This is a genomic window from Hymenobacter humi (assembly GCF_042665855.1).
Lineage (GTDB): Bacteria > Bacteroidota > Bacteroidia > Cytophagales > Hymenobacteraceae > Hymenobacter > Hymenobacter humi.
In genome coordinates, this window is the sequence record NZ_JBHTEK010000004.1 from 133,200 (window position 1) to 154,863 (window position 21,664).

23 protein-coding genes, 2 pseudogenes and 1 riboswitch are annotated in these 21,664 nt (G+C 59.1%); of the genes and pseudogenes, 17 read left to right on the forward strand and 8 right to left on the reverse strand.

Translation table 11 applies throughout. The features are described from left to right. Window positions 1–13: 13 nt before the first annotated feature. The 7 genes and pseudogenes from ACFQT0_RS28690 to ACFQT0_RS28715 all read right to left on the reverse strand — a co-directional run. Window positions 14–1,895 (reverse strand): annotated as a pseudogene (locus ACFQT0_RS28690) (TraG family conjugative transposon ATPase); the annotation flags it as partial. Further along, entirely contained in the window at window positions 1,786–2,502 is a 717-nt protein-coding gene (locus tag ACFQT0_RS31805) for a DUF3875 domain-containing protein (protein WP_449272099.1), read from the reverse strand. The pseudogene ACFQT0_RS28690 and the gene ACFQT0_RS31805, both read right to left, overlap by 110 nt. Before the next feature lie 43 nt (window positions 2,503–2,545). After that, window positions 2,546–2,878, reverse strand: coding sequence for a DUF4133 domain-containing protein (locus ACFQT0_RS28695; protein WP_380206706.1), 333 nt, complete (start codon window positions 2,876–2,878; stop codon window positions 2,546–2,548). Window positions 2,879–2,887: 9 nt separating this feature from the next. Next, window positions 2,888–3,157 carry a DUF4134 domain-containing protein gene (locus ACFQT0_RS28700; RefSeq protein WP_380206729.1) on the reverse strand — a complete coding sequence of 90 codons (270 nt, stop codon included), beginning with the start codon at window positions 3,155–3,157 and terminating at the stop codon, window positions 2,888–2,890. Between the two features lie 92 nt (window positions 3,158–3,249). Beyond that, window positions 3,250–3,942, reverse strand: a complete 693-nt coding sequence (locus tag ACFQT0_RS28705; protein WP_380206503.1) for a hypothetical protein — start codon at window positions 3,940–3,942, stop codon at window positions 3,250–3,252. Between the two features lie 221 nt (window positions 3,943–4,163). After that, on the reverse strand, window positions 4,164–4,886 hold the full coding sequence (locus ACFQT0_RS28710) for a hypothetical protein (RefSeq protein WP_380206707.1): 723 nt from the start codon (window positions 4,884–4,886) through the stop codon (window positions 4,164–4,166). Beyond that, window positions 4,873–5,733 (reverse strand): ParA family protein, encoded by an 861-nt coding sequence (locus ACFQT0_RS28715; RefSeq protein WP_380206709.1) that lies wholly within the window; start codon window positions 5,731–5,733, stop codon window positions 4,873–4,875. Before ACFQT0_RS28715 ends, ACFQT0_RS28710 begins: the two co-directional genes overlap by 14 nt. A gap of 811 nt (window positions 5,734–6,544) precedes the next feature. Here ACFQT0_RS28715 and ACFQT0_RS28720 point away from each other — a divergent pair. The 17 genes and pseudogenes from ACFQT0_RS28720 (at window position 6,545) to ACFQT0_RS28795 (ending at window position 20,315) form a co-directional block, all read left to right on the forward strand. Next, window positions 6,545–6,790 carry a plasmid mobilization protein gene (locus ACFQT0_RS28720; protein ID WP_380206711.1) on the forward strand — a complete coding sequence of 82 codons (246 nt, stop codon included), beginning with the start codon at window positions 6,545–6,547 and terminating at the stop codon, window positions 6,788–6,790. After that, entirely contained in the window at window positions 6,787–7,389 is a 603-nt protein-coding gene (locus ACFQT0_RS28725; RefSeq protein WP_380206509.1) for a relaxase/mobilization nuclease domain-containing protein, read from the forward strand. The genes ACFQT0_RS28720 and ACFQT0_RS28725 overlap by 4 nt, the downstream gene beginning before the upstream one ends. After that, a complete protein-coding gene (locus tag ACFQT0_RS31810; RefSeq protein WP_449272101.1) occupies window positions 7,329–8,705 on the forward strand; it encodes a YWFCY domain-containing protein in 1,377 nt (458 codons plus the stop codon). Before ACFQT0_RS28725 ends, ACFQT0_RS31810 begins: the two co-directional genes overlap by 61 nt. Before the next feature lie 56 nt (window positions 8,706–8,761). Continuing rightward, the gene (locus ACFQT0_RS31815; RefSeq protein WP_449272102.1) at window positions 8,762–9,682 is read left to right on the forward strand and encodes a TraM recognition domain-containing protein; all 921 of its coding nucleotides are present in this window, start codon (window positions 8,762–8,764) and stop codon (window positions 9,680–9,682) included. Between the two features lie 41 nt (window positions 9,683–9,723). Continuing rightward, the gene (locus ACFQT0_RS28735) at window positions 9,724–10,113 is read left to right on the forward strand and encodes a helix-turn-helix transcriptional regulator (RefSeq protein WP_380206511.1); all 390 of its coding nucleotides are present in this window, start codon (window positions 9,724–9,726) and stop codon (window positions 10,111–10,113) included. 380 nt (window positions 10,114–10,493) lie between these two features. Further along, window positions 10,494–11,204: a hypothetical protein gene (locus ACFQT0_RS28740; protein ID WP_380206713.1), complete on the forward strand. Its 711-nt coding sequence runs from the start codon at window positions 10,494–10,496 to the stop codon at window positions 11,202–11,204. A gap of 45 nt (window positions 11,205–11,249) precedes the next feature. After that, window positions 11,250–12,440, forward strand: coding sequence for a DUF3945 domain-containing protein (locus tag ACFQT0_RS28745; protein ID WP_380206715.1), 1,191 nt, complete (start codon window positions 11,250–11,252; stop codon window positions 12,438–12,440). A 103-nt stretch (window positions 12,441–12,543) separates the two neighbouring features. After that, the gene (locus ACFQT0_RS28750; RefSeq protein ID WP_380206717.1) at window positions 12,544–12,768 is read left to right on the forward strand and encodes a hypothetical protein; all 225 of its coding nucleotides are present in this window, start codon (window positions 12,544–12,546) and stop codon (window positions 12,766–12,768) included. Then, window positions 12,714–13,988, forward strand: a complete 1,275-nt coding sequence (locus ACFQT0_RS28755; protein WP_380206719.1) for a toprim domain-containing protein — start codon at window positions 12,714–12,716, stop codon at window positions 13,986–13,988. Before ACFQT0_RS28750 ends, ACFQT0_RS28755 begins: the two co-directional genes overlap by 55 nt. Window positions 13,989–14,017: 29 nt before the next feature. Beyond that, complete coding sequence (locus ACFQT0_RS28760; protein WP_380206721.1) at window positions 14,018–14,638, forward strand: hypothetical protein; 621 nt, start codon at window positions 14,018–14,020, stop codon at window positions 14,636–14,638. Between the two features lie 950 nt (window positions 14,639–15,588). Beyond that, window positions 15,589–15,661: riboswitch (Fluoride riboswitch) on the forward strand. Between the two features lie 315 nt (window positions 15,662–15,976). After that, window positions 15,977–16,399: a phosphatase PAP2 family protein gene (locus tag ACFQT0_RS28765; protein WP_380206722.1), complete on the forward strand. Its 423-nt coding sequence runs from the start codon at window positions 15,977–15,979 to the stop codon at window positions 16,397–16,399. A 63-nt stretch (window positions 16,400–16,462) separates the two neighbouring features. After that, window positions 16,463–17,446, forward strand: coding sequence for a zinc dependent phospholipase C family protein (locus tag ACFQT0_RS28770; RefSeq protein WP_380206724.1), 984 nt, complete (start codon window positions 16,463–16,465; stop codon window positions 17,444–17,446). Between the two features lie 32 nt (window positions 17,447–17,478). After that, window positions 17,479–17,781: a hypothetical protein gene (locus ACFQT0_RS28775; protein ID WP_380206523.1), complete on the forward strand. Its 303-nt coding sequence runs from the start codon at window positions 17,479–17,481 to the stop codon at window positions 17,779–17,781. Window positions 17,782–17,826: 45 nt separating this feature from the next. Next, window positions 17,827–17,949, forward strand: a complete 123-nt coding sequence (locus ACFQT0_RS28780) for a hypothetical protein (RefSeq protein ID WP_380206524.1) — start codon at window positions 17,827–17,829, stop codon at window positions 17,947–17,949. Window positions 17,950–18,031: 82 nt separating this feature from the next. After that, entirely contained in the window at window positions 18,032–18,202 is a 171-nt protein-coding gene (locus ACFQT0_RS28785; RefSeq protein WP_380206751.1) for a fluoride efflux transporter FluC, read from the forward strand. Window positions 18,203–18,230: 28 nt separating this feature from the next. Next, window positions 18,231–18,665: a universal stress protein gene (locus tag ACFQT0_RS28790; RefSeq protein ID WP_380206528.1), complete on the forward strand. Its 435-nt coding sequence runs from the start codon at window positions 18,231–18,233 to the stop codon at window positions 18,663–18,665. Between the two features lie 90 nt (window positions 18,666–18,755). Beyond that, window positions 18,756–20,315, forward strand: a pseudogene (locus ACFQT0_RS28795) (chloride channel protein). 202 nt (window positions 20,316–20,517) lie between these two features. Here the strand turns inward: ACFQT0_RS28795 and ACFQT0_RS28800 are convergent. Beyond that, window positions 20,518–21,549 (reverse strand): hypothetical protein, encoded by a 1,032-nt coding sequence (locus ACFQT0_RS28800; protein WP_380206726.1) that lies wholly within the window; start codon window positions 21,547–21,549, stop codon window positions 20,518–20,520. Window positions 21,550–21,664 lie beyond the last annotated feature (115 nt).

Consider the following 21,664-nt stretch of genomic DNA (forward strand, 5'->3'; position numbering starts at 1 on the left):
TTTGTTGAAATGATTACTTGCCCTCCCGCATTTCAGCGGCCACGAGCTTTATAGCCGTGGGCATATCACCTGTTTCACCAAACTTTTTGAACAGGCGTACTTTCTCACTTTCTTCCGTGGTGTAGGTCACGTATTCCTCCTTGGAAACCTCGATGGCATACACCTTCGACACGACTCCGCCCAGGCTGATAAATACCTCCGTGTAGCGGCCCCGCGTCGCTTTGTTGTCGCGGTTGATGCTTAGCACCAGGTCTTTTTCTTTGGGGGTAAGGGAGAGCAGCGCCTGTATCTCATCGAAGCGGTTGATGAACTTGCGCTGGTCGAGCAGAATCTTACAGTCCGAGTTGTTGATGATGGCATCCTTGACAATCTCGTTGCCGATGATGTCATCTATTTCCTGCGTTACTACGATGGCTTCTCCGAAGAATTTACGCACCGTCTTAAACAGGTATTTAATGTAAGCTGCCATGCCCGGCGTGGTGAGCGCCTTCCAGGCTTCCTCAATCAAAATCATCTTGCGAATGCCTTTCAGCTTCCGCATTTTGGAAATGAAGGTCTCCATAATAATCAGGGTAACCACCGGAAACAAGATGGGGTGGTCCTTGATATTGTCTAATTCAAAAACGATGAAGGGAGCGTTCACCAAGTCCAGCTCCTTTTCCGAGTTCAACAGGTAGTCATACTCCCCACCTTTGTAGTAAGGCTTCAGTACATAGATGAAATTATCTATGTCGAAATCCTTTTCCCGTACCTTATCTTCTTCCAGCAGCTTGCGGTAAGGGCCTTTCACGTACTCGTAAAACGAGTTGAAGCTTGGCTTAACGGCCGGGTTAGCTTCCAGCATGACGTAATAGGTGCTTACGGCCGTAGAGAGCGACACGTACTCTGACTGGCTTACGCTTTCGTCGTCCTTCTTCCAGAGTGCTTGCAGCAGCGTTTTGATGGATTCTTTCTTTTCCACGTCCAGCGCCCCGGAAATGATGAAAGGGTTGAAAGAAATCGGGTCGTTTTCCTCATAGGTGAAGTACACCCCCTACCAGCTCACACAGTCCCTTGTAGGAGTTGCCGGTATCGACAAGTAGGACGTGCGCGCCCTGCTCATAGTATTGCCGTACCATGTGGTTGGTGAAAAACGACTTGCCCGAGCCCGAGGGGCCGAGCACAAACTTGTTCCGGTTGAAGATGATTTGCCGCTTCATCGGCTCATCCGATATATCGACCAGTACCGGCTTGCCGGTGAGGCGGTCGGAAAGCTTGATGCCCTTCGTAGCGCCAGTGCTCCGGTAGTTGGTTTCCGAGGCCCAGAAGCAAACCGCCTGTTCAATGAAGGTGTAGAACGTTTCCTCCGAAGGGAAGTCGCCCGCGTTGCCCGGAATGCCGCCCCAATAGAGCTGTGCTATGTCCACGGTGTTTTGCCGGGGCTTGCAGTTCATGGCATTAAAAGCCGCGTTTACCTGCTTGCGCACTTCGGTCAGGTGTTCCTCGGTCTGGCCCCAGGTGAGCACGTTGCAATGCACCCGCGCCGGGCGGCGCTTGGTAGCTATCAGCTCGTTCAGGAACGAGTTATAGTATTCGTAGTTGATGGAGTTTTGCCGCGAGTAGAGGGACAGCGAGTTAAGCCGGTCCTTCTTCTGCTCAAACATCTTTACCGTCTTGGCCGTGTTATCCAGGAACACATATTGGTTCAGGATATGATTCGTGCCCAGCAGGAGCCCCAAGGGCGCAGCAAACGAAATCGGGAAGTCGGAATATTCGGTACTGTATTGCTCGTAGCGAATATCGGTTTCAACTGAAATCGGTAAATCGTCTAGGTTGGCCACCGAGAACATATTGCATATCTCGGTGCCAATCTTGAGCCCGTTGGTCAGGTCCAGGTCTACTTGTACCGCTTGGTCGGATAAGTCCAGGGCCAAGTACTTTTCCAGCAGGCCCGCCGCCTGCTCCGTGCCGGCCAGGCTCGTCGGAGGTCAGGCGGTGCGACTTGATGTAAGGCGCGTTGGTTGGCCCCACCCCTTCCAGCGTCCGTACGAATTGCCCGACGCTATCAAAGAATGCCTCCAGCTCCTTTTTGTCCAGCATCTCCTTGGGCACAATGTTGCGCCGGGCCAGCAGCCCCGACGCACTACCCCAATCGGGCCGCTCCGAGGCGCACTTGGTGATGTAGATGTAGCAAAAGTGGTTGAGGAACGGCCGCTCGTTGAAATGCCGCTCGTAGGAGGCCGAGAGCAAGGTTCTTTCGGCCTCGAAGCCCGGCGCATACTTATCCTCCACATACCAGTCCTGCTTGTGCACAACGGAATGGTCCGGCAGCAGCCGAACCGCCTTCACGAAGGCAGCTTGCAGCTGCTCGTAGTCCTGACGCGACAGCGTGAAGATTTCGGGCAGGTCCAGCCGAAAGGCTACCGTAACATCGGCATTCTTCGAGATTAGACAATCCTTTTCAACCTTGTAGATAGGCTGCTTGGATTCCAGGGAAGCGGAAGGCAGGACTTTGTTACTCATTGGGTAGAAAGCAACTTGGGTAGGATGCAACCAAAACCGGGCGCTATTCGCGCCCGGCCCGGTCCTCGTTGAGATGTTGGAATAAGCGGCTTTGCCGGTTGGTGATGTACTTAGGCGACGAGCGCCGCGCACTGGCTTTCATCAAGCCGTGCTCCCCGTACTTACGGTTGAGGGCGAAAACCCCGGCCCACATTCCCCCGCCCAGGGCGAAGGTGATGAGGATGGTAAGCACCAGCGGCACGCTTAGCATGTACATGGTCACGAACAAGGCGAACGTGAGGCCAATACCCGCCACTAGGAAGTAGATGTTGCTTCCCACCAAGCCCTTGAATTCAACGGGCTTGTTAATGCCACGATTCAGGTCGTAGAAGGGCATTGCCGCGGCCTACAGGAAGAAGGAGCGCACTACCGTTGCCACGATAACCAGAAAAATCATCGAGCCGAACCAGCTAACCGCCGTTTTCTGCGTGTCCTGGTCGCCCGCATTCCACTTCCCATACACTTTAATCGCTCCTACCAGGCCCAGCACTGCACCAATCGCATACATGAGCTTGGTGAGGGGGTCAAAGTAGCTCGTTACCTGCGTCGTGGCATCCTGGATGCCGGCAGTACCATTGCCTCCTTGCGCATAGATGACATGAGTGGCCAGCACCATAATGGCGGTAGAAAGGGTGCGGATAATGTGTTGCTTCTTCATGGGAAAGGAAAATGGTGTTGTAGAGGGAGAGAGAAGGGTGAAAAGGTTAATCAGGAATTAGCTCCGAAAAGCGCATTCAATTCTGCATTACTTTCTGCTACCTTATCAGCAACCTGGCTGGCCAAAGTGGTTTCCATTAGAGCCGCAGGAACAGCCGGCCGGTTGCCAGCTTGAGCCTGCGCGATAAACTCAACTACTGAAGTCGCTGTGAAAAGCTGTTCAGTAGCTACCGGAACCACGTCGGCGGGCAAAGCGATGGGCTCCTGAAACGTGAAGAGTAAGTCCGTATCATTCACCAGCTCTTCACTATAGGCTGTTTGGGCTTCTACGTGAGAAAAGGTACTGATGGTTTCAATAGGCGGTGATTCATTATTGTTTTTTTCAATAACACTTTCGGAATCATCTTCGGTTTCCTCCGTTGGCATTTCTACCGCCAGTTGGCGCGCACGAGCCGCTAGTTCGGTATCGACTGTATCTAGTTCTTCGGTGCGCTGCTCGTCGTACTCGGCAGCCGTATCGGTTTCCGTTTCGGCACCGCCGGCTGAATCCATCGGCACCGCGGCCGACTGGCCATCATCCAGGCCCGTAGCCGCCGCCGTAGAATCCGGCAGCGACCCGGTGACTTCCGCTACCTCCTGGCCGTCGGGTAGATTTTGCGCCGCGCCGGCTTCCGGCGCTTCCACGGCTTCCTTGGATTCCGTCGCCGTGGGCGTTGCCGAAACGAATGCCGACGTGGTACGCACCAGCGAGGACGGGCCAGAGGCCGCAGCGCCAGGCCCAGCGTTAGCGCCCGCGAGTTGAGCCCCTCCCCACCCTTCCGGGTAAAGAGAGCCCCTATTTCTTGCCGGTAGTACAGAAAGCCGACCACCGCATAGTAGAGCACGACGACGACTAGGACAAAGAGGGCAAAATCGCCCCAGGAATATTGTTTAAGCATCTGGAAAGGGGATTGTAGGATAAGCGTTTACTTCTTGCCTTGCCGCTGGCGCAGCTGCTTGGTAATGGCCTTTTGTATTTGCGCGTCGTTCTTGTCGATGAATTGCGCAATGATGTTATGCACGATGTCAGGCGGGGATGCCCCATTACCAACGATAGTGCCCAGCAGTAGCAAATACTGGTAGTGAGCATCCGTCAAGCGCATTGTGAATACCTTTTTATCGACCGACGGAGTGAAGAGCGAAGCCAGCTCAACCGTGCCTACCTCTACGGCAGAACCCGGTTCAGGTCCAGCATTCGGCGAATGTTCTACTTCCGGGACATTTTCCCCGTTTGGGACAGAAGCCACCGGGGCTACTGATGCTTTGGCCGCTGGCCCAGCGGCCAACGTGGGCGCAGGTTCAGGAACTGGTGCAGCAGGCGGCGCGGGTGTTGGTTCGGCCGCAGGCTCAAGCGCTGAGGTATTAGGTTCAGGGGCCGGAGCGGCAGCTTCCGGCGCAGGTGCAGCGGCAGGCTCAGGAGCAGCCGGGGCGACGGTTTCAGCGGCCGGGGCCACCGAAACATTTTCTCCCTTTTGTTCCTCATTTCCCGGTGTGGGTTCCGGTGCGGGCGCATTCTTGCTACCTTCCGCAGTCCCCGGCGCGGCGGAAATCCCCGCGCCGGTTAAGTGGTTGGTGGTTGCCGCCTTGCTTAGCATCTCATCCAAGGAGATTTTCGGCGCTTGTCCGCTTTTTGCTTTAGGTTTTGGCATGGGTGAAATGAATTTTAAAGTGTGTGCAGTAGGAATAAGAGCTATTCATCCAAAGCCGAAGCGGCTTCAACTGAAGTAGCAGCGGCCGGCAGTTCAATTGCCTTACCCGAGGGGTGGTTTGTCCAGGCCCCAGCACGGTATAGAGCATTTCCATAATCAGCTTGCCCAGGCCCAGCTTTTCAAGTTCGCGCTCGGGTAGCGAGAAAAGCGTAGAACGCTTTTCCTTGTAGCCAATTAGCAGCTCGACACGGCTTTGCAGCAAGGGCAAGCCCTTCTGCTGAAAAAACTCCTCTATCTTGTCGTAGGTGGCCTTTTTCTCCGACTTTACATAGCGGTTCCAGAAAGCGTAGTAGCCCAGCAAGTTCGATTCGTCGGGGTCTGGCTGAGCAGATTTCAGATAGTCGGACAGCACTTGCATGTAGCCCACCGTCGATGCAACGGTGCCTTGGTCGGCTTCCATCGGCAGAAAGATGTACTGAACCATGCGGAGTAGTTCAGGGAGGCCGGTGATGTTGATAGTACCAGGCGTATCTACCAAAATGAAGTCGAAACCTTGCTGTTCCAGGCTTTCGATGGAATCCACGGCCTTTTCCACGCTCGATATGCTGACCGGGTAAGGCGTGATGCCCTGATTGAGCAGTCGGTTTTTGAAAGCCTCGTCGGTGTTGATTTTCTGTAGCTCCTGATTGCGGTACACCTGAACGGTGTTTTGGGGATAGTCGCAATCCAGGATAGCCACTTTGTAGCCATAGACATAGGCCAGCGCCGAGGCGACGTGTACGCTGATGGTGGACTTACCAGCGCCACCCTTTTGGGTCGCAAAGGCAATTACTTTGGGTTCGCTCATGGGTCAGATTTTTAGTTGGGTGATAAACAAAGATAGGAGAAGCTTTGGAACCTCAAAGCCTCACAGCCTCAAAGATGCTTTGGGGTATGGCCTCATAATATCATGGCCTCACAGCCTCATAATATCTTAGCCTCATAGCCTCACTAGTTCACAGCCTCAAAATATCAAAGATGCTTTGCCTCACAGCTTCAAAATATCATAACCTCACAGCCTCAAAGTATCACAGCCTCAAATCTCCAAAACTCCAAAACCTCACAGCCTCAAAATATCAAGCCTAGTGAGTTGAGCTAATACGCTATCCCGCGAAAGGAGTTCTAGCCTCATAGCCTCATAATATCACAGCCTCACAGCCTCAAATACTCTTAGCCTCACAGCCTCAAAAACTGGCTTCTAGGAACGTCAACCAGCAAGCGGAGTAGCCTAGACCTTCTACCCTATCCATAGGCCCTATCAGCATTGCAATTGCAGCCTCATAGCCTCAAAGTATCATAGCCTCACAGCCTCATAATAGTTCTAGTGCTAGCTCCGTTCAACGACCGTTCAACGCCCCCGTTCTGATAGCTCGTTCTTTCGTCCAGCAAGCCATGCCATTGTATATACAAACTTCGTTTGCATCTTACAATGGCACCGCCAAGTTCGCAGGCTCACTTGGCTTGGCTTGCTAAAGCAAACGACCCCAAAAAGTAGCCGTAGAATAGATTTAGCCGTAGTTAAGCCAATTAGTAACCAAAAGGGAGAATGACCGCCGACACCGCCCCCGAAACCAAAGAGCCAGCCCGCGACAAGATGATACCTGTTCGCGTGACGGAGGATGAAAAAAGCAATAGAAACCAAGGCCAGTCAGGCGGGGTATAAAAGTGTATCAGCTTACCTACGCGACTTGGGCCAGGGCAGCGAGATAAAGGAAAAGCTATCCCCGGAGGTAAGGCGGCAGCTCGTAGGTATCGGCAACAACCTCAACCAGATTGCCAGGCTTGCCAATTCAGGCAAGCAGTTTCAGACCCACGAAGCCCAGCTAAATCAGGCCCTGACTACTATACTAGGTTTCCTCGCATGATTGCAAAAACAGTTACCGGAAGTGACTTCGAGGGAGCCCTGACTTACGGCGCAGGCTTACGGAAAGGCAAGGCAAAAGAGCCGGGCGAGGTGCAGCCTCTATACATTTCTAACGTGGTTGCTGCCTCCCCGCAACTCATGGCCCAGCAGATGCAGAGTGTTGCCGCCGAGAGCAAGCGCATACAGAAACCAGTGTGGCATACCGTGCTTTCGTGGAAGGCTGGCGAGGTGGTAACCGAGGCCCAAAAGGTTGCGGCCGTGAAGCGGTATTGTGAGCTGATGGGTGCTCCCGTTGACCGTCACCAGGTGGTCGTTTATGAGCACAAGGATAAAAAACACGCCCACGTCCACATTTACCTAAACCGGGTGCCCGTCGATGGAGGCCCCGCCCTGCGCACGAGTAACAATTTCTACCGGCAGCCGGCCATTACAAAGCAGATAAGCCAGGAGCTAGGGATGCAGCCGATACCCGAGCGCCGGCAAAGCATCAAGGACGTGGACCCGAGCAAAGAGTTAGCGCGGGGGCTATTCAGCAGGCCGTGCAGCGCCTGCTGGCTGAGCAGGGTAGGGGAGGGGAGCAGTGGTTCCAGGAGAAGCTAAGGCAGCAGCAAATCGACGTGCGCTACACCCACGATAAAGGCGGCATCCTGCGCGGGGTTAGTTTTGAACTGAACGGCGTGGCGGTGAAAGGCCAGGAAGTAGGCTGCAAAGGCGCGGACTTGCGCGAGTCATTCCAGGGCACCACGCCGCAGGTGCCGGTGCAGCAGGCCCCAGTGCCCGACCAACCCAAATCAGGGCAGAAAAAAGGGGCCCACGCCTCTAAAATAAACCTTTCCACTATTTACACTCTAACTACAAACCGACCGATGGAAGATGAAAAAGGACTAAAGAAGATAATGGAGTTCATGCGGCTTTTCGCCATTGTGCTGCTGGCCGTGAACATCTATTACTTCTGCTTCGGCTATTTTAAATCGATGGGATGGAGTCATAAAATCATTGAAACGATGATGGGCAACTTTACCCGAAATACCTTTCTGTTCAAGGCCAGTTGGATAAGCAAGGCAATGGCGACGGTCTTTCTGGCCCTGAGTTGCTTGGGCACGAAGGGCCGGGCCGACGAGAAGCTGCAAGGCAAAACGATTGTAGGCTATGCTCTGATAGGGCTGGCCCTCATGTTTGGCTCCGATGTGGTACGCTCCATTCCTATGAGCCCAGGACTGGCCACGCTCATCTACACGGCGGCCGTGAGTGGTGGGTTTCTGCTGCTGCTGAGCGCCGGGGCTTGGCTAAGCCGGTTGTTTAACAACGACCTGATGAAAGACGTGTTCAACAAGGAAAATGAATCTTTCCCCCAGGAGGAACGCCTGATTGAAAACGAGTATTCCTTCAATCTACGTACCGAGTACCGGCTAAAAGGCAAAACCCGCCAAGGCTGGCTGAACGTGGTAAACCCTTTCCGGGCAGTGGGGGTGCTAGGTACGCCAGGTTCGGGTAAGTCCTACGCGGTTATCAACGAGGCCATCCGGCAGCACTTGGCCAAGGGCTTCTCGATGTATGTCTACGACTACAAATTTGACGACCTGAGCATCATTTGCTACAATGCGCTGCTCAAAAATCAAGACAAGTTTGTAGACAAGGACGGTAAGCGGGTGCCGGTGGGCTTCTACGTTATCAACTTCGATAATCCGCGCAAAAGCCACCGCTGCAATCCCCTGCTGCCCGAGCTGATGACTGACATAGTGGATGCCTACGAAAGTGCCTCTACCATCATGCTCAACCTTAACAAGAGCTGGATTCAGAAGCAGGGTGATTTCTTTGTGGAGAGCCCGATAAACTTTGTGGCCGCTATCATCTGGTTTCTCAAACTGTATGAAAAAGGCAAGTATTGCACCTTCCCCACGTCATCGAATTTCTGAGCCGGGACTACGAAGAAATCTTCCCCGTACTGGCCTCTTACCCTGAGATTGAAAACTTGGTAAAGCCGTTCGTTTCGGCCTTCCAGAAGGACGCGATAGAGCAGCTAGAGGGGCAAATTGCCAGCGCCCGGATTCCGTTAGGCCGACTGGCTAGCCCACAGCTCTATTGGGTAATGTCGGGCAATGATTTTACGCTCGACATAAATAACCCGGAGGAGCCCAAGGTATTGTGCGTGGGCAACAACCCCGACCGCCAGGCCATCTACGGGGCCGCGTTGGGGCTATACAATGCCCGCCTCGTCAAGCTGGTAAATAAGAAGAATAAGCGCAAGTGCTCCATCATTATTGACGAGTTGCCCACGATTTACTTCAAGGGGCTAGATAACCTCATTGCCACGGCCCGAAGCAATCGGGTTAGCACCATCCTTGGCTTTCAGGACTTGTCGCAGCTTCAGCGCGACTACGGCCAGAAGGAAGCCGAGGTAATCCAAAACACGATTGGAACGTGGTTCAGTGGCCAGGTAGCCGGCAACACGGCCAAATACTTTTCCGAGCGCTTCGGCAAGGTGTTGCAGCAGCGCCAGAGCCTGAGCATTAATATGCGCGAAACGAGCACCAGCTTATCTACGCAGATGGATAGCATGGTGCCGGCCTCGACTATTGCCAATCTGACCCAGGGTAATTTTGTGGGTTCCATTGCGGATAACATCGGGAGTGAGGAAAACGACCAAAAGGTATTTCACGCCAAGATTAAGGTGGACGTGAAAGCTATTGACGCCGAGGTGAAGGCGTACCAGCCAATTCCTGACATAACCAGCTTCATTAACCCGGCAACGGGCGAGGATGAGGCAGAAGAAATGTTAAAGAGTAACTTTAATCGGATTAAAACCGATGTAAAGGAGCTTTGCCAGCGGGAGCTTACCCGGATAGGGAATGACCCGAACTTGCAGCACCTAATCAAGACAAAAGAAGCGTAACAATGGCAAAGGAAAAGCCCAGTGGACCGACTGAAAACCCCATGAGCGTGCGCGTAGGGAAGCGGCTGGTCATCATCCGCGAGGAACTAGGCCGCTTTCACGGAGAACACGCTTGGAGCCAGGCGCAGGTAGCCCAGCAGACGGGCCTAACCCAGAACATCATTCACCGGATGGAGAACGGCAAGGGCGGACAGATTGAGAACTGGTTAAAGGTTATGGCCCTTTATGAGAAGGAGGGCTATAACCTGAATTGGATACTGACCGAGAATAATAGCCTCGTCAGCAAGCTTCAGTTGCAAGACGCTACCCAGGATGCCGGCGCTTGTATCAGGGCCGAACTCCTAAAGAAACTCGACCAGTACGGTGAGGTCCACAACCGGGAGTTGGGTGAGCTTCGGAAGTTGCTGCTGAATGACAAGCTTAATTGGTGAAGTCAATCAAGCAACCCAATTTCAATAAAGGAGTAAGTTCGTAGGTAGGGACCGGGAAGGTTTCTACCTATTCTTTTTCCCGCCAAAATCCTATCATCCATAAATTCCTTTCCAATGACAGACGAAGCAGAAGCCCCGACCCCTACCACGCTTTACCTGAGCGCGGCTCCTACGTCCAATGGCAACATTAGCGGGGAAGCATTGCAGCCGGCCCAGGCCCACCACAGCTTGTACCAGCTCCAAGTAAACCCGAACAATCCCAACGAAGGCGTACTACTTCCGGCCCCGGAGCTGATGCCATGCTTTCGGCTAATGAATCGGTTTTGTCGTCAGCTTACCGGCTTGGCGGTCTGCCAAAACCCGGTCAGGACTTCCTCGACGTGCAGCAGCCCACGCGGGTTGAGAAAATCGGGGACAATTGGAAGGTAGCTGAAATGGGCTCCGTTAAGTTCAGCGCCGAGCAGAAGCCGGCCCTCAACGTATATGGTGAGGCGACACCCCAAGCCCGCGAGCAAGCTGCGCTGACCACCGAGGCCGAAGGCCTGGCTAACGAGGCTACCATCACGACGGGCGCTACTCGTACCGAAGCAAAAGCCGACCTGGAGGAAATTGCTAACCGCGCCGAGCAAGGCCTGGATGCAGGCATGGCCGCTTACGCCGACGAGCAGCGCGACAAAGCCGCGACGCTCACCGACGACACGACTACGGCCCAGCAGCCCGCCGCCGAGCAGCAGGCCCCGGCCGCAACGCCGGCAGCACCCGGTGCCCCGGAGGCCCCCGCCACTGAGCCCGTTGGAGAGCTGCACATCCAATGGAAGCAGAAAGGCGACGAGGTAGCCCCGCTGCTCGAAATGCGTGCCTACCTCGACCAGCTCAAAGAGGCCGGAGTAGCCGTAGGCGCTATGAAGATGGAGCGCGGCGAGGATGGAAAGCTTACCGGCAGTTTCGGCGTGAGCTACGACCCGGAATCCAACAAGCTAGGCCAGGCTCGAAGCCACCTTGCAGGGCCTCAAACAAGTTGGCAACGGCCTAGAGGTGGTCGAAAAGCCGGGCCAGGCTTCCGCCCGTCGGCAGGAAGTCGGCTACGATGACGACTACGAGCCTCAGCGCAGCAAGCAGGTAAAGAAGCTTTCGGTGTGAAGCAGTGGGACGCGCTGAGCGCCAACCTCACTGCCGTACCAAAAACGGCGCTGACCGTGCCGGAGCAGGTCCAGCAGAGCGCCGGTGAGCAGCGGGTAGAGCAGCTAGCCCAGGCGCAGGGCAAAACCAAGGAGCAGGTACTGAAGGAAGGAAAAAGCATCTTTGATATCGACACCAGCGGCAATCCCGCATCCGTGTTTCTAAAGAATTTTTACGCCCACCTCAACGGCAACCCCAAGACCCGGCAGACCTTGGAAGTTGATTATGATAAGACCCGCCAGCAGTTGCAGGCCCGCTTGCTGAAAAAGCCGGCTCCGCGCAGGCTCGACCAGGGCGACGACCAGGTGAAACAGGCTCCCCAGGGCCAGACGGCCAGCGGCCCCATAGCGCTCGCAGTAGCCGCCGCCACGCCGGCAGCACCAGGTGCCGCAGTGGCCCCGGAGCAGTCAGCCGCGGCGAAGGCCCCGACCTTGTTTCAAGCGGCCGACGTGCCGCAAAAAGTGCTGGCTTCGCTTGGCCTGAGCACCGCTGACCTAGAGCAGAAGGGCCAGCTTCAAAAGCTGCTGAGCGGCGAGAAAACCGACCTGCTATCTATGCAGGTAGCGGGCAAGGATGGGCAGGAAGCCGTGAAGTTTGAGGGTAAAATGGTGCTGCACCGCGAGGCCGACGGCACGGCCACCCTAAAAATTGAATTGCCCCAGGAGAAGCTCGTTATCCCGAACGAAATTGGCGGACAGCCCTTCACCCCGGAGCAGCGCCAGAAGCTCGAAACCGAGGGTAACGCGGGCCTCATTCGCGGCCTCAAGGACGAGAAGGGCCAGGAGTACAACGGCTACGTTTCAGTGGATAAAGCCATGAACAAAGTTGTCATTCTGCCAGAGAACAAAGTTACTTTGCATGACACCATCGCCGGAGTTAAGCTAACGAAAGAGCAGAGCCACGACCTGAAAGAAGGGAAGGCCGTGGACTTGTCTAACATGGCCAGCGCCGACGGAGGTAGAAAGTTCGATGGAACCGTGCAGGTAAACGCCGCCAAGGCGTGTATCGAAGTCCGGCCCGCCGCGCACGAGTTGCAGCAAGGCCAGAGCACCCGCGCCGAGCAGACGGTAAAAGGCACCACCCAGGCCGTAACCGTGGAAGCGCCGAAGGTGGAAGCTCCTAAAGTGCAGCGCGGACCGCGCCTCTAAAGTGCCGGCCGCAGTAGGCCGTTTTGCCCTCGTAGAAGCCCGAAAATGTGTTTTTCGGGCTTCTATCTTTTCCCCTTCACCCTAGCCCACCTATTGCACCATCATGGAACACGACCTGACTTTTCAGAAAATCAAGGAGCAAGTAGAACTCCCCGAACTGCTGACCCACTACGGCTATAACCTCAAAAAAGGGGAGGACTTAGGCAAAGGCAAATGGCACGTTTTCGAGGGGATGATACGCTTGTGGTTTTCAAAGGGCGGGGTAACGATTGGATGTACTTTAACAGTCACGATGACCGCGACAAAGGCAGTGTCATCGACTGGATGAAAAACCGGGTGAACTCCGGCCGCATCGTGGGCATCGACCAGCAACCCGGCCGCAACGTCTGGCAGACTGTGAACGACCATTTCCGGGCCTACCTGAACTTGCCCGAAGACCAGCGGCCCAAGCTGGAATTACCTCCCATCAGCATAACTGCACCCGGCGAGAAATTCCACAGCATCTACACCAAAGACTGCCGGCCGCTGGAAAATACCGCCTACTTGGAAAGCCGAGGTATTACCAGAAGCACGATACAAAATCCGCAGTTTGCCGGTCGAATCCTAAACCAGCTGCACACCGTGCAGAAGGAAGGAATGCCGGCTAAGACATTCGTAAACACAGCTTTTCCGGCTTACCACGAGGGGCGCGTAGTGGGCTTGGAACTGAAAGGGGAGGGCTACAAGGGCCAGGCCCCGGAGAGCGAGTTTTCCCGCTCGTTGTGGCTGAGTAAGCTACCCGAAGGCCGGCCCGCCGCGCATATGGTAGTGGCAGAATCTGCGCTCGATGCGTTGTCATACGCGCAACTGCACCCCGGCGAGAAAGCCCTGTATGCGTCCACGGCGGGCGTACTCACTCAAAACAAGATTTTTGAGATGAAGCGCCTGCTCAGCGAGGAACGGATTCCGAGTATCAGGGCTGCCTTCGACAACGACACCCAGGGCCACCACTACGACACGCGCCTACTCGCTGGCTTCGCCAGTGAGCAAAACCCGATGAAAGTAGTCCGGGAGCATAAGCATCTGCTGACCGTCGAAGTCACGGCCACTAACCCGGCCGGGGTGCAGGCGCTGACCAACCACCTCAAAGCATACAACGACCAGACCGCCCGCCAGTACCGCGACCAGGCCGGCGAAACCAACACCCAGGCCGTGAGCCAGACCCTGCGCGACGAGATGATAAGCTCGACGAAGCTAGGCCCCAATACTTATCAGTTTCACGTTCCAATGAACCGCGAGGCGTTGGGGGCATTCAACCAGGGCGCGACGCAAAGCCTAGCCTTTGAGCATAAGATTGAAATCGTCAAGAGCCAGGGCAAGGATTGGAACCAGGACTTGAAGCAGGACCAGATGCAGCAGGTAGTGAAGCGGGAGCTTGGCCCGGTGGACGAAAACCAGTACGGCTTTGGAATGGACCACTGGAAAAATGAGCCCATAGAAGGCGTTGGCAAAATTACCGCGCAGCACCAGGCACAGGCCGAGGCCCGCGAGAGGGAGAGCGACTGCTAACCGTGGAGTTTCGGGAGAGCCGGGATGAAATGTCCCAGCTCAGCACTTTGCAGCAGAACCTAGAGAAAGCGGGCCTGAGCATCGACCATTCGCTACGGTTGGAGGGTGCCCAGCCCCGCGAACTTGCTACCGAACTGACCTTGCGCTACCCGGTTGCTTCGGCCCAGCTCCCGGCCCTGAGTGCCGCCCTCGACGCACTGGCCACGAACCCCAAGGCCACGGTCATTGAGCCGGTGCAGGACCAAACGGAACGCCGGGAACTTGCCACCGCCCAGGAAATCGCACAGCAACAGAAGCGGGCGGAGCAGCAGCAGATACAGCCGAGTAATTCACCCAGTCAAGACCAGGCCCGGCGCGAGTTTATCGACGCGGCCGTGCCAGTGGCGCAATCGCTACGGGAAAACGGCGGAGGATTGCAGGCGGCCTACTTGCAACAGGTAAGCAAAAGCCTGCTCAAACAGCCGGAAATCAAACCACTGGACCAAGAGAATCTAGTTAAGGTACTGGCAAAGATTGACCAGGTGCCGGCTCTCAAAGACAGCCACAGCGTCGGCCAGCTACGCCAGGCCATGCAGGTACTCAATCCCCCAATCAAGCCGGAGCAGACGCAAACGCAGCAGCAGGAGCGCCGCCGCGGCCCCAAGCTTTAGGGTTCTGGTTAGCGGGGGCTGATTCCGCAGCGGGGGATAGGCAACGATGTAATCAGCGGCGTAGCCGGTTGCCGCTACCTGTTGGCCAAAGCATATCAGGCGTTCCCGGAAGCAGAGGCCCCACGGCGTTTGCGAATGCTGGATGCACTTGCTTAGTGCCTGCTTGTAGTCGTTGCCTAGCTCGTACTGGTTACCGTCCTCGTCAAGCACTACCCCGCGCTGCTCGTCATAAGGAAACGTGAATGAGTTGGCGAAAAACCCTTGTACTAACTGCTGGCCATTCGCTACTCGCTGCTGTACATCAGCAAAAAAATCCCATTCGTTTTTCATGATAGACCAGTGTTTGAATCAGTACAGCCCATACCCACGGTTTAACCCGCTAACGCATCAGTTCCGACTATAGGGCTAAAATTAGCATTAAAGCTCAATTCGGCAGCCCCTATATGCAGGAGCAGGGCAGCAGCAGGCGGTGCCGCAGGAACCCGAGCCGCCTAACTAGGGTCCCCTCAGGAAACGGAAAAAATCGCACGTTAAGGAAAGCGGGTTTCCGTGCTGCCTCGCCACCGCCGCCTCAACCGCCCTGACCGTTGCTATTTCTTTTCGCCCTCGGGAGGTGCCCATTCACGCCGACGGAGCCCGTGGGAAACGGGCCCGCTGCGGTAGGTTTCGTCCTAAAGACGGCAGTCCTGCGCCTATTACGAGCCGATAGCACCGCTAACTGTTCAACTTCTAACCAGGTAATACAAGCAGTCCGGCCTGATTAGGAACCGGCCTCCCACCAAATGGTTTGTCCCCAAGCAGTGCCCGATAAGTATGCTACCCCAGGGCCGCCAGGTAACACGTTCGATGGCAAATCTCCCGGCCGGAAAGTTTACTCCACAGCGCCACGTAAGCAGTCCTCGCGGCATTTTCTTCGGCCTGCTATCATACCCGGTTTTATTTATCTTTGCACGGCATACGGTGATGGATTTCCACCGCGAACCGCCGGGGCCCGGGTCCTGCGCTGATGATTCCTACTGAAACGGACGGCCACGCGGGCCGCCCGGGTAGCTCATCGTATCGTTCGCTTTCGTGCATCTCGCCCTTCTTTTTGCTGCCCGCGGCCCTGCCGCACCCGCTTTCCCCTTCTTTCCGCTTTTGCGTCCGCACCGGTGGGCCAACGGGCTGGCGTATGCGTGAGCTGCTGCAAGCCCTCGACACGCGCCTGCTGCTGTGGGCCAACGGCCACCACCACCCGCTTGGGGATGCGGTGATGTGGTGGGCCAGCCAAACCTTCACCTGGGTGCCCTTTTATGCCGCGCTGCTGGCGCTGCTGGCCGTGCGCTTTCGCCGCCGGGCGTGGCTGCTGCTGCCGCTGATTGCCGTGCTCCTCCTGCTCAGCGACCAGGTGGCCTCCGGCCTGTTCAAGCCTGGTTTCAGCGGCTGCGGCCCAGCCACGAGCCGGCGCTGGCCGGGCAGCTGCGCTACCTGCACGCCTACCGGGGCGGCACCTACGGCTTCGTGTCTTCGCACGCCAGCAACGTGTTTGCCCTGGCGTTCTACCTCTACTTCACGGCCCGCCGGCAACTTCCCTGGCTGGCCGGGGTGCTGTTTCCCTGGGCCGCGCTGGTGGCCTACAGCCGGGTGTACCTGGGCGTGCACTACCCTTCCGACGTGCTGGTGCCCGTGCTGGTGAGCCTGGTGCTTGCCTACGGGGTGAGCCGGCTGTACGCCTGGGGCGAAGCACGGCTGATGCCGCCCGTTCCGCCCCCACCAGCCTAGCAACGCGGGCCCGTCTCCGGCGGGGTGTCCCCTACGTTTTTCTTTTACCGTTTCCCGCTGTCCGTGTTTCCCTTTTCCATCCCGCGTCGTCTGTTTCTCGTCCTGCTGCTGCTGGCCGTGCCTTCCCTGCTGTTTGCCTGGGGCGCCTGGAGCCACCAGCGCATCAACCGCGCCGCCGTGCTGGCCCTGCCGCCGGAGCTGCGCACGTTCTTTTACAACCACGCCGACTTTGTGACGGAGGAGGCCGTGATGCCCGACGCGCGCAAGTTCGTGTTGCACGACCGGGCCGAGGGGCCGCGCCATTTCATCAACCTCGAAGCATACCCCGTGCCGCTGGACCAGCTGCCCCGCACGGCGGCCGAGGCGCGTAAGCTGTACGATGCGGCCACGCTGGCCAAAAACGGGACGCTGCCCTGGACCATTCAGGAGAACCTGGCGCAACTGACCCAGGCCATGAAAAACGGACGCAAAGACGAAATCCTGTTTCTGGCCGCCGACCTGGGCCACTACCTGGGCGATGCGCAAATGCCCCTGCACACGTCGGCAAACCACGACGGCCAGCTCACGGGCCAGACCGGCATCCACGCCTTCTTTGAAGGGCAGCTGCCCGAGCTGTTCGGCGCGGCCTACCGCTTCGACGTGGGCCCGGCCACGTACCTGCCCGACCCGGTGGCGGAAACCTGGCGTCTGCTGGCCGGGAGCTACGCCAGCGCCGACACGCTGCTGGCCGTGGAGCGGCAGCTGCAGGCCGCGGTGCCCGCAGCCGACCGCTACGAGCACGACGCGCAGGGCGCCATCCGCAAGACCCAGTTTAACGACGACTACCACGCTTCGGCCTACGCCACGCGCTACCACCAGGCCCTGGGCTCTTTCGTTGAGCGCCGGCTGCGGCTGGCCGTGCAGTCCACCGCCAACTTCTGGTTTACGGCCTGGGTGAACGCCGGCCGGCCCGACCTGCGCCGGCTGGACGCGGACTACGCCACGCGCAGCAACGCCCACAACCTGAAACACGAGCTGCGCCTGCTGAAAAAGGGGCGGTGGACCTGAAAACCAACCCGGAATTTTAGCGATGCGCCCCCATGACTGCTCTTTCTACCCTGCCCCTGCTGCCCGGCGGGTTGCCCCTGGATACGTTGCTGATGGTGTGGGGCAGCTGCCTGCTGTTCGGCTTCGTCCTCGGCGTGTACGACCGCCGGCTGGCCGCGCTGGGGCCCAGGCTGCCCTTCTACGTGCTGGGCATCGTCAGCTTTACGGCGTTCTTTCACGTGGTCTACGAGGGCCTGTTTCGCCACCTGGGCGGGGGCACCATCCTGCTCTACGGCCTGGGCAGCCTGCTGGTGGGGCTGCTGCTGGCCGCCGGGGGCTTTGGCTGGCCCGATTGACCTAAACCAAGCCTCTATCTTATCTGCACCTCTTCAGCACGTTTTATGAACCGTTCGGTGTTAGTGATTGGGCTGGGAGGCTTGCTGGGGTCCGTGAGCCGCTACTGGGTGCAGCAGTACTTTCTGCGCTACGTGCCGGTGGGCTTCCCCTGGGCACCTTCCTGGTGAACGTCAGCGGCTGCCTGCTCATCGGCCTGCTGCTGGGCTTCTTTGAGCGGCACACCGCCGCCCGCTGGCCTGGCGGCTGTTTCTGACCACGGGCTTCTGCGGGGGCTTCACCACGTTTTCCACGTTCGCCTACGAGAGCGTGACGCTGGCCCGCACCCACGAACTGCTGCTGCTCTTCGCCTACGCGGCCGGCAGCGTGCTGGTGGGCATGGTGGCCGCCTTCGCCGGGCTGTGGCTGGCGCGGTTTGTTTAATTCCACCCGGGCCTTATCTCCTCTCGCCATGCCGTACCACAAGATTCTGATTTACGCCGATGCCAGCCCGCAGGCCTACCACGCCGCGCGGGCCGGGCTGGACCTGGCCGCCGCCCTCGGCGCGGAGGCGGCTTTCGTGTGCGTGCTGGACGAGGCCCTGGCCATCGGCAACATCGACGCCGGCCAGACCCACCCGGAAGCGGAGGCCTTGCTGCTGGCCCGCGGCGAGGAGCTGCTCGACCAGCTCGCGGCACTGGCCTCGCCCGGGCTGCCGCTCACCCGCTTTCTGCCTTGGGGCTCGCCCGCCGAGCAGGTGCTGGCCACCGTGGAAGCCTGGCCGGCGGACCTGCTGGTGGTCGGCACCCAGGGCCGGCACGGCCTGCTGGGCCTGCTGCTGGGCGGCGCGGCCGAGCACCTGATGGAGCGCGCCCACTGCCCCGTGCTGGTGGTGCCGCTGCGCTAGCCCCCACTTCATTTTATCACGCTGCTAATCCCCCTTTCTGCTGTGGCCTTTCGCCCTCCCCGTCTTGCGCTCTTTCGGCCCGTGCTGGCCATGGACCAGGTCCCCCACCTGCTGTTTCTGGGCCGCTGGCTGCTGATATGCGCCGGCGTGGGCCTGCTGGTGGGCACCGCCTCGGCCGGCTTCCTGCTCGCCCTGGACTGGATTACCACCTGGCGCGAAGCCCACCGGTGGGTTATTGCGCTGCTGCCGGCCGCCGGCTTCGTCATCGGGGCCAGCTACTACTACCTGGGCCAGGGCGTGGTGAAGGGCAACAACCTGCTCATCGACGAGATTCACAACCCCCGTAAGGTCATCCCGCTGCGCATGGCCCCACTCGTGCTCTTCGGCACGCTGGCCACCCACCTGTTCGGCGGCTCGGCGGGCCGGGAGGGCACGGCGGTGCAGATGGGCGGCACCCTGGCCGACCAGCTCACCCGCCTGCTGGGGCTGCGGCCCCGCGACCGCAAGCTGCTGCTCATCGCCGGCATCAGCGCGGGCTTTGCCTCCGTGTTCGGCACGCCGCTGGCCGGGGCCGTGTTCGGGCTGGAAGTGTTTTGATTGGCTCCATTCGCTACGACGCCATCGTGCCGAGCTTTCTGGCCGCCGTGAGCGCCGACCTGGTGACCCGGGCCTGGGGCGTGGGCCACACGCAGTACGTGCAGGCTCGACGCGCCGGCCCTGGCGCCGGTGCCCCTGCTGCTGGCGGTGGGCTGCGGCATCCTGTTCGGGCTCACGGCGCGCGGCTTCGCCGGCCTCACCCACGAAATCACGCGCCTGTTCAAGCGCATCGCCTACCCGCCGCTGCGGCCCGTGGTGGGGGGCGGGCTGGTGGCGCTGGCCGTCTTCGCGCTGGGCACCACCAAGTACATCGGCCTAGGCGTGCCCACCATCGTAGCCGCTTTTCAGGCCCCGCTGCCGCCGCAGGATTTCGTGCTGAAGCTGGTGCTCACGGCCCTCACGCTGGGCTGCGGCTTCAAGGGCGGCGAGGTCACGCCCCTGTTTTTCATTGGCGCGGCGCTGGGCTCGGCCCTGGCCCTGGTGCTGCCGCTGCCGGTGGCGCTGCTGGCGGGCATGGGCTTCGTGGCCGTGTTTGCGGGGGCGGCCAATACGCCGCTGGCCTGCACCTTCATGGGCCTGGAACTCTTCGGCGCCCACGCCGGGGTGTACCTAGCGCTGGCCTGCGCGGCCTCCTACCTGTTTTCGGGCCACTGGGCATCTATTCTTCGCAGGTCATCGGCCACGCCAAGCACCTGCGCCACGGCCGCGAGCAGGGCCGGCAGCTGGGCGAAATCCCCGAACACCGCAAAAATGGGCCGCCCCCAAAGGCGGCCCGCAACCCCACCCCATGAAGCGTCACATTCCCCAACCCCACGTTCCCTACACCGTGCTGCGGCTTTACTTTCAGCACGGTGCCCCGTCAGCGGCCGGCAGGGCTGGCGCCGCCTGCTGGGCCGCCCGCTGGCCCACGAGCTGCTCAAGGCCGCCAAAGCGCAGGGCATCGAGCAGGCCATTGCCTTCAACGTGACGGCCGGCTACCTGGCCGGCGACGCGCTACCACGGCCACCACGAGCACATGCCGCTCAAACACCCGCAGTGCGTGGAACTGATTGACCACCCCGACCAGATTGCCGGCTTTCTGGAGCGCAACCAGGCCTTGCTGGCGCAGGTGCGCGTGCTGCTGCGCGACAGCGACAACGCGGAACCGCTTCGGTAGCCGGCACTCCTAACTGATTTGGTGGTGTCGCTGCCCGACAAGCGGCTAGCTTATCCCCGATTGGCTTTTCTTCGGTTCGGACCAGTGCCAGGTACCCCGCTACGCCCAGCGCCACGGCGGCCGCCAGCCCGAACGTAAGGCCCGGCCCGCGAAACTGCCAGAGCAAGCCGCGCCGGCGCTGGCCCCGAGAGCAGCCAGGCTGCTCAGCCCACCTAACGTACCCAAAGCCGCCCCGGTATCGGCCCGAGCGCACAGCGTGCTGACCCAGGCCGCCCACGCCCTCGGTAGCGGCGGCGTACAGGCCATACAAGCCAGAGCACCGCGAAGGCCCAGCCTTCGCGCACGAACGCCATGCCGCCGTACACCCCCGCAAACACCAGCAAGCCGGCGGCCAGCAGCCGGCGCGGCCAGGCGGTCGGCCAGGTAGCCCAGGGGCCACGCGCTGAGCACGTACGTGACGTTGTAGAGAATGTAGAGGCCGATGACGGCCGTAGCCGACAGGCCGCGCTGCCGGGCCAGCAGCAGCAAAAAGGCATCGGAGCTGTTGAACAAGGCAAACACCAGCAGCCCGCCCACCACCCGCCGGTAAGGCAGTGGCGCGGCCCGCCAGTAGCGAAACGAGGCCCAGAACGGCACCACCGGCCGCCCCGACGGCACGGCCCGCCGCTCGCGCAGTGCCAGGGTGAGGCCCACCGCCAGCACGCCCGGCACGAAGGCCCACAGAAACAGCGGCCGGTACTGCCGGATGCGCCGCCAGCCAGCCCAGTGCCGCGAGCGGGCCAAACACCGCGCCCAGCGTGTCCATGGAACGGTGAAAGCCGAACACCTTGCCCCGGTCGGCGGGCGTGGTTTCGTCGGCGAGCAGGGCGTCGCGCGCCGGTGCGCGCAGGCCCTTGCCCAGCCGGTCCACGGTGCGGGCCAGGAGCACCCCGGCCGGGGTGGCCAGTACCGCCAGCAGCGGCGGACAGGGCGCAGCCCATAGCCCCACTGCACAAAGGGCACGCGCCGCCCCAGCCGGTCCGACCATTGGCCGAAATAGCCCTTGCTCAAGCCGGCCACGGCTTCGGCCACGCCTTCGAGCAGGCCAATGAAAAACACCGAAAAGCCGATGGATTGCAGGTACAGCGGCATCACCGGGTAGAGCATCTCACTGGCCAGGTCCGGCGAACAGGCTGATGAGCGAGAGCAGCCACACGGCGCGGGTCAGGTAGCGGAAACGGGACATCGGGGCGGTGGGGAAAGGTGA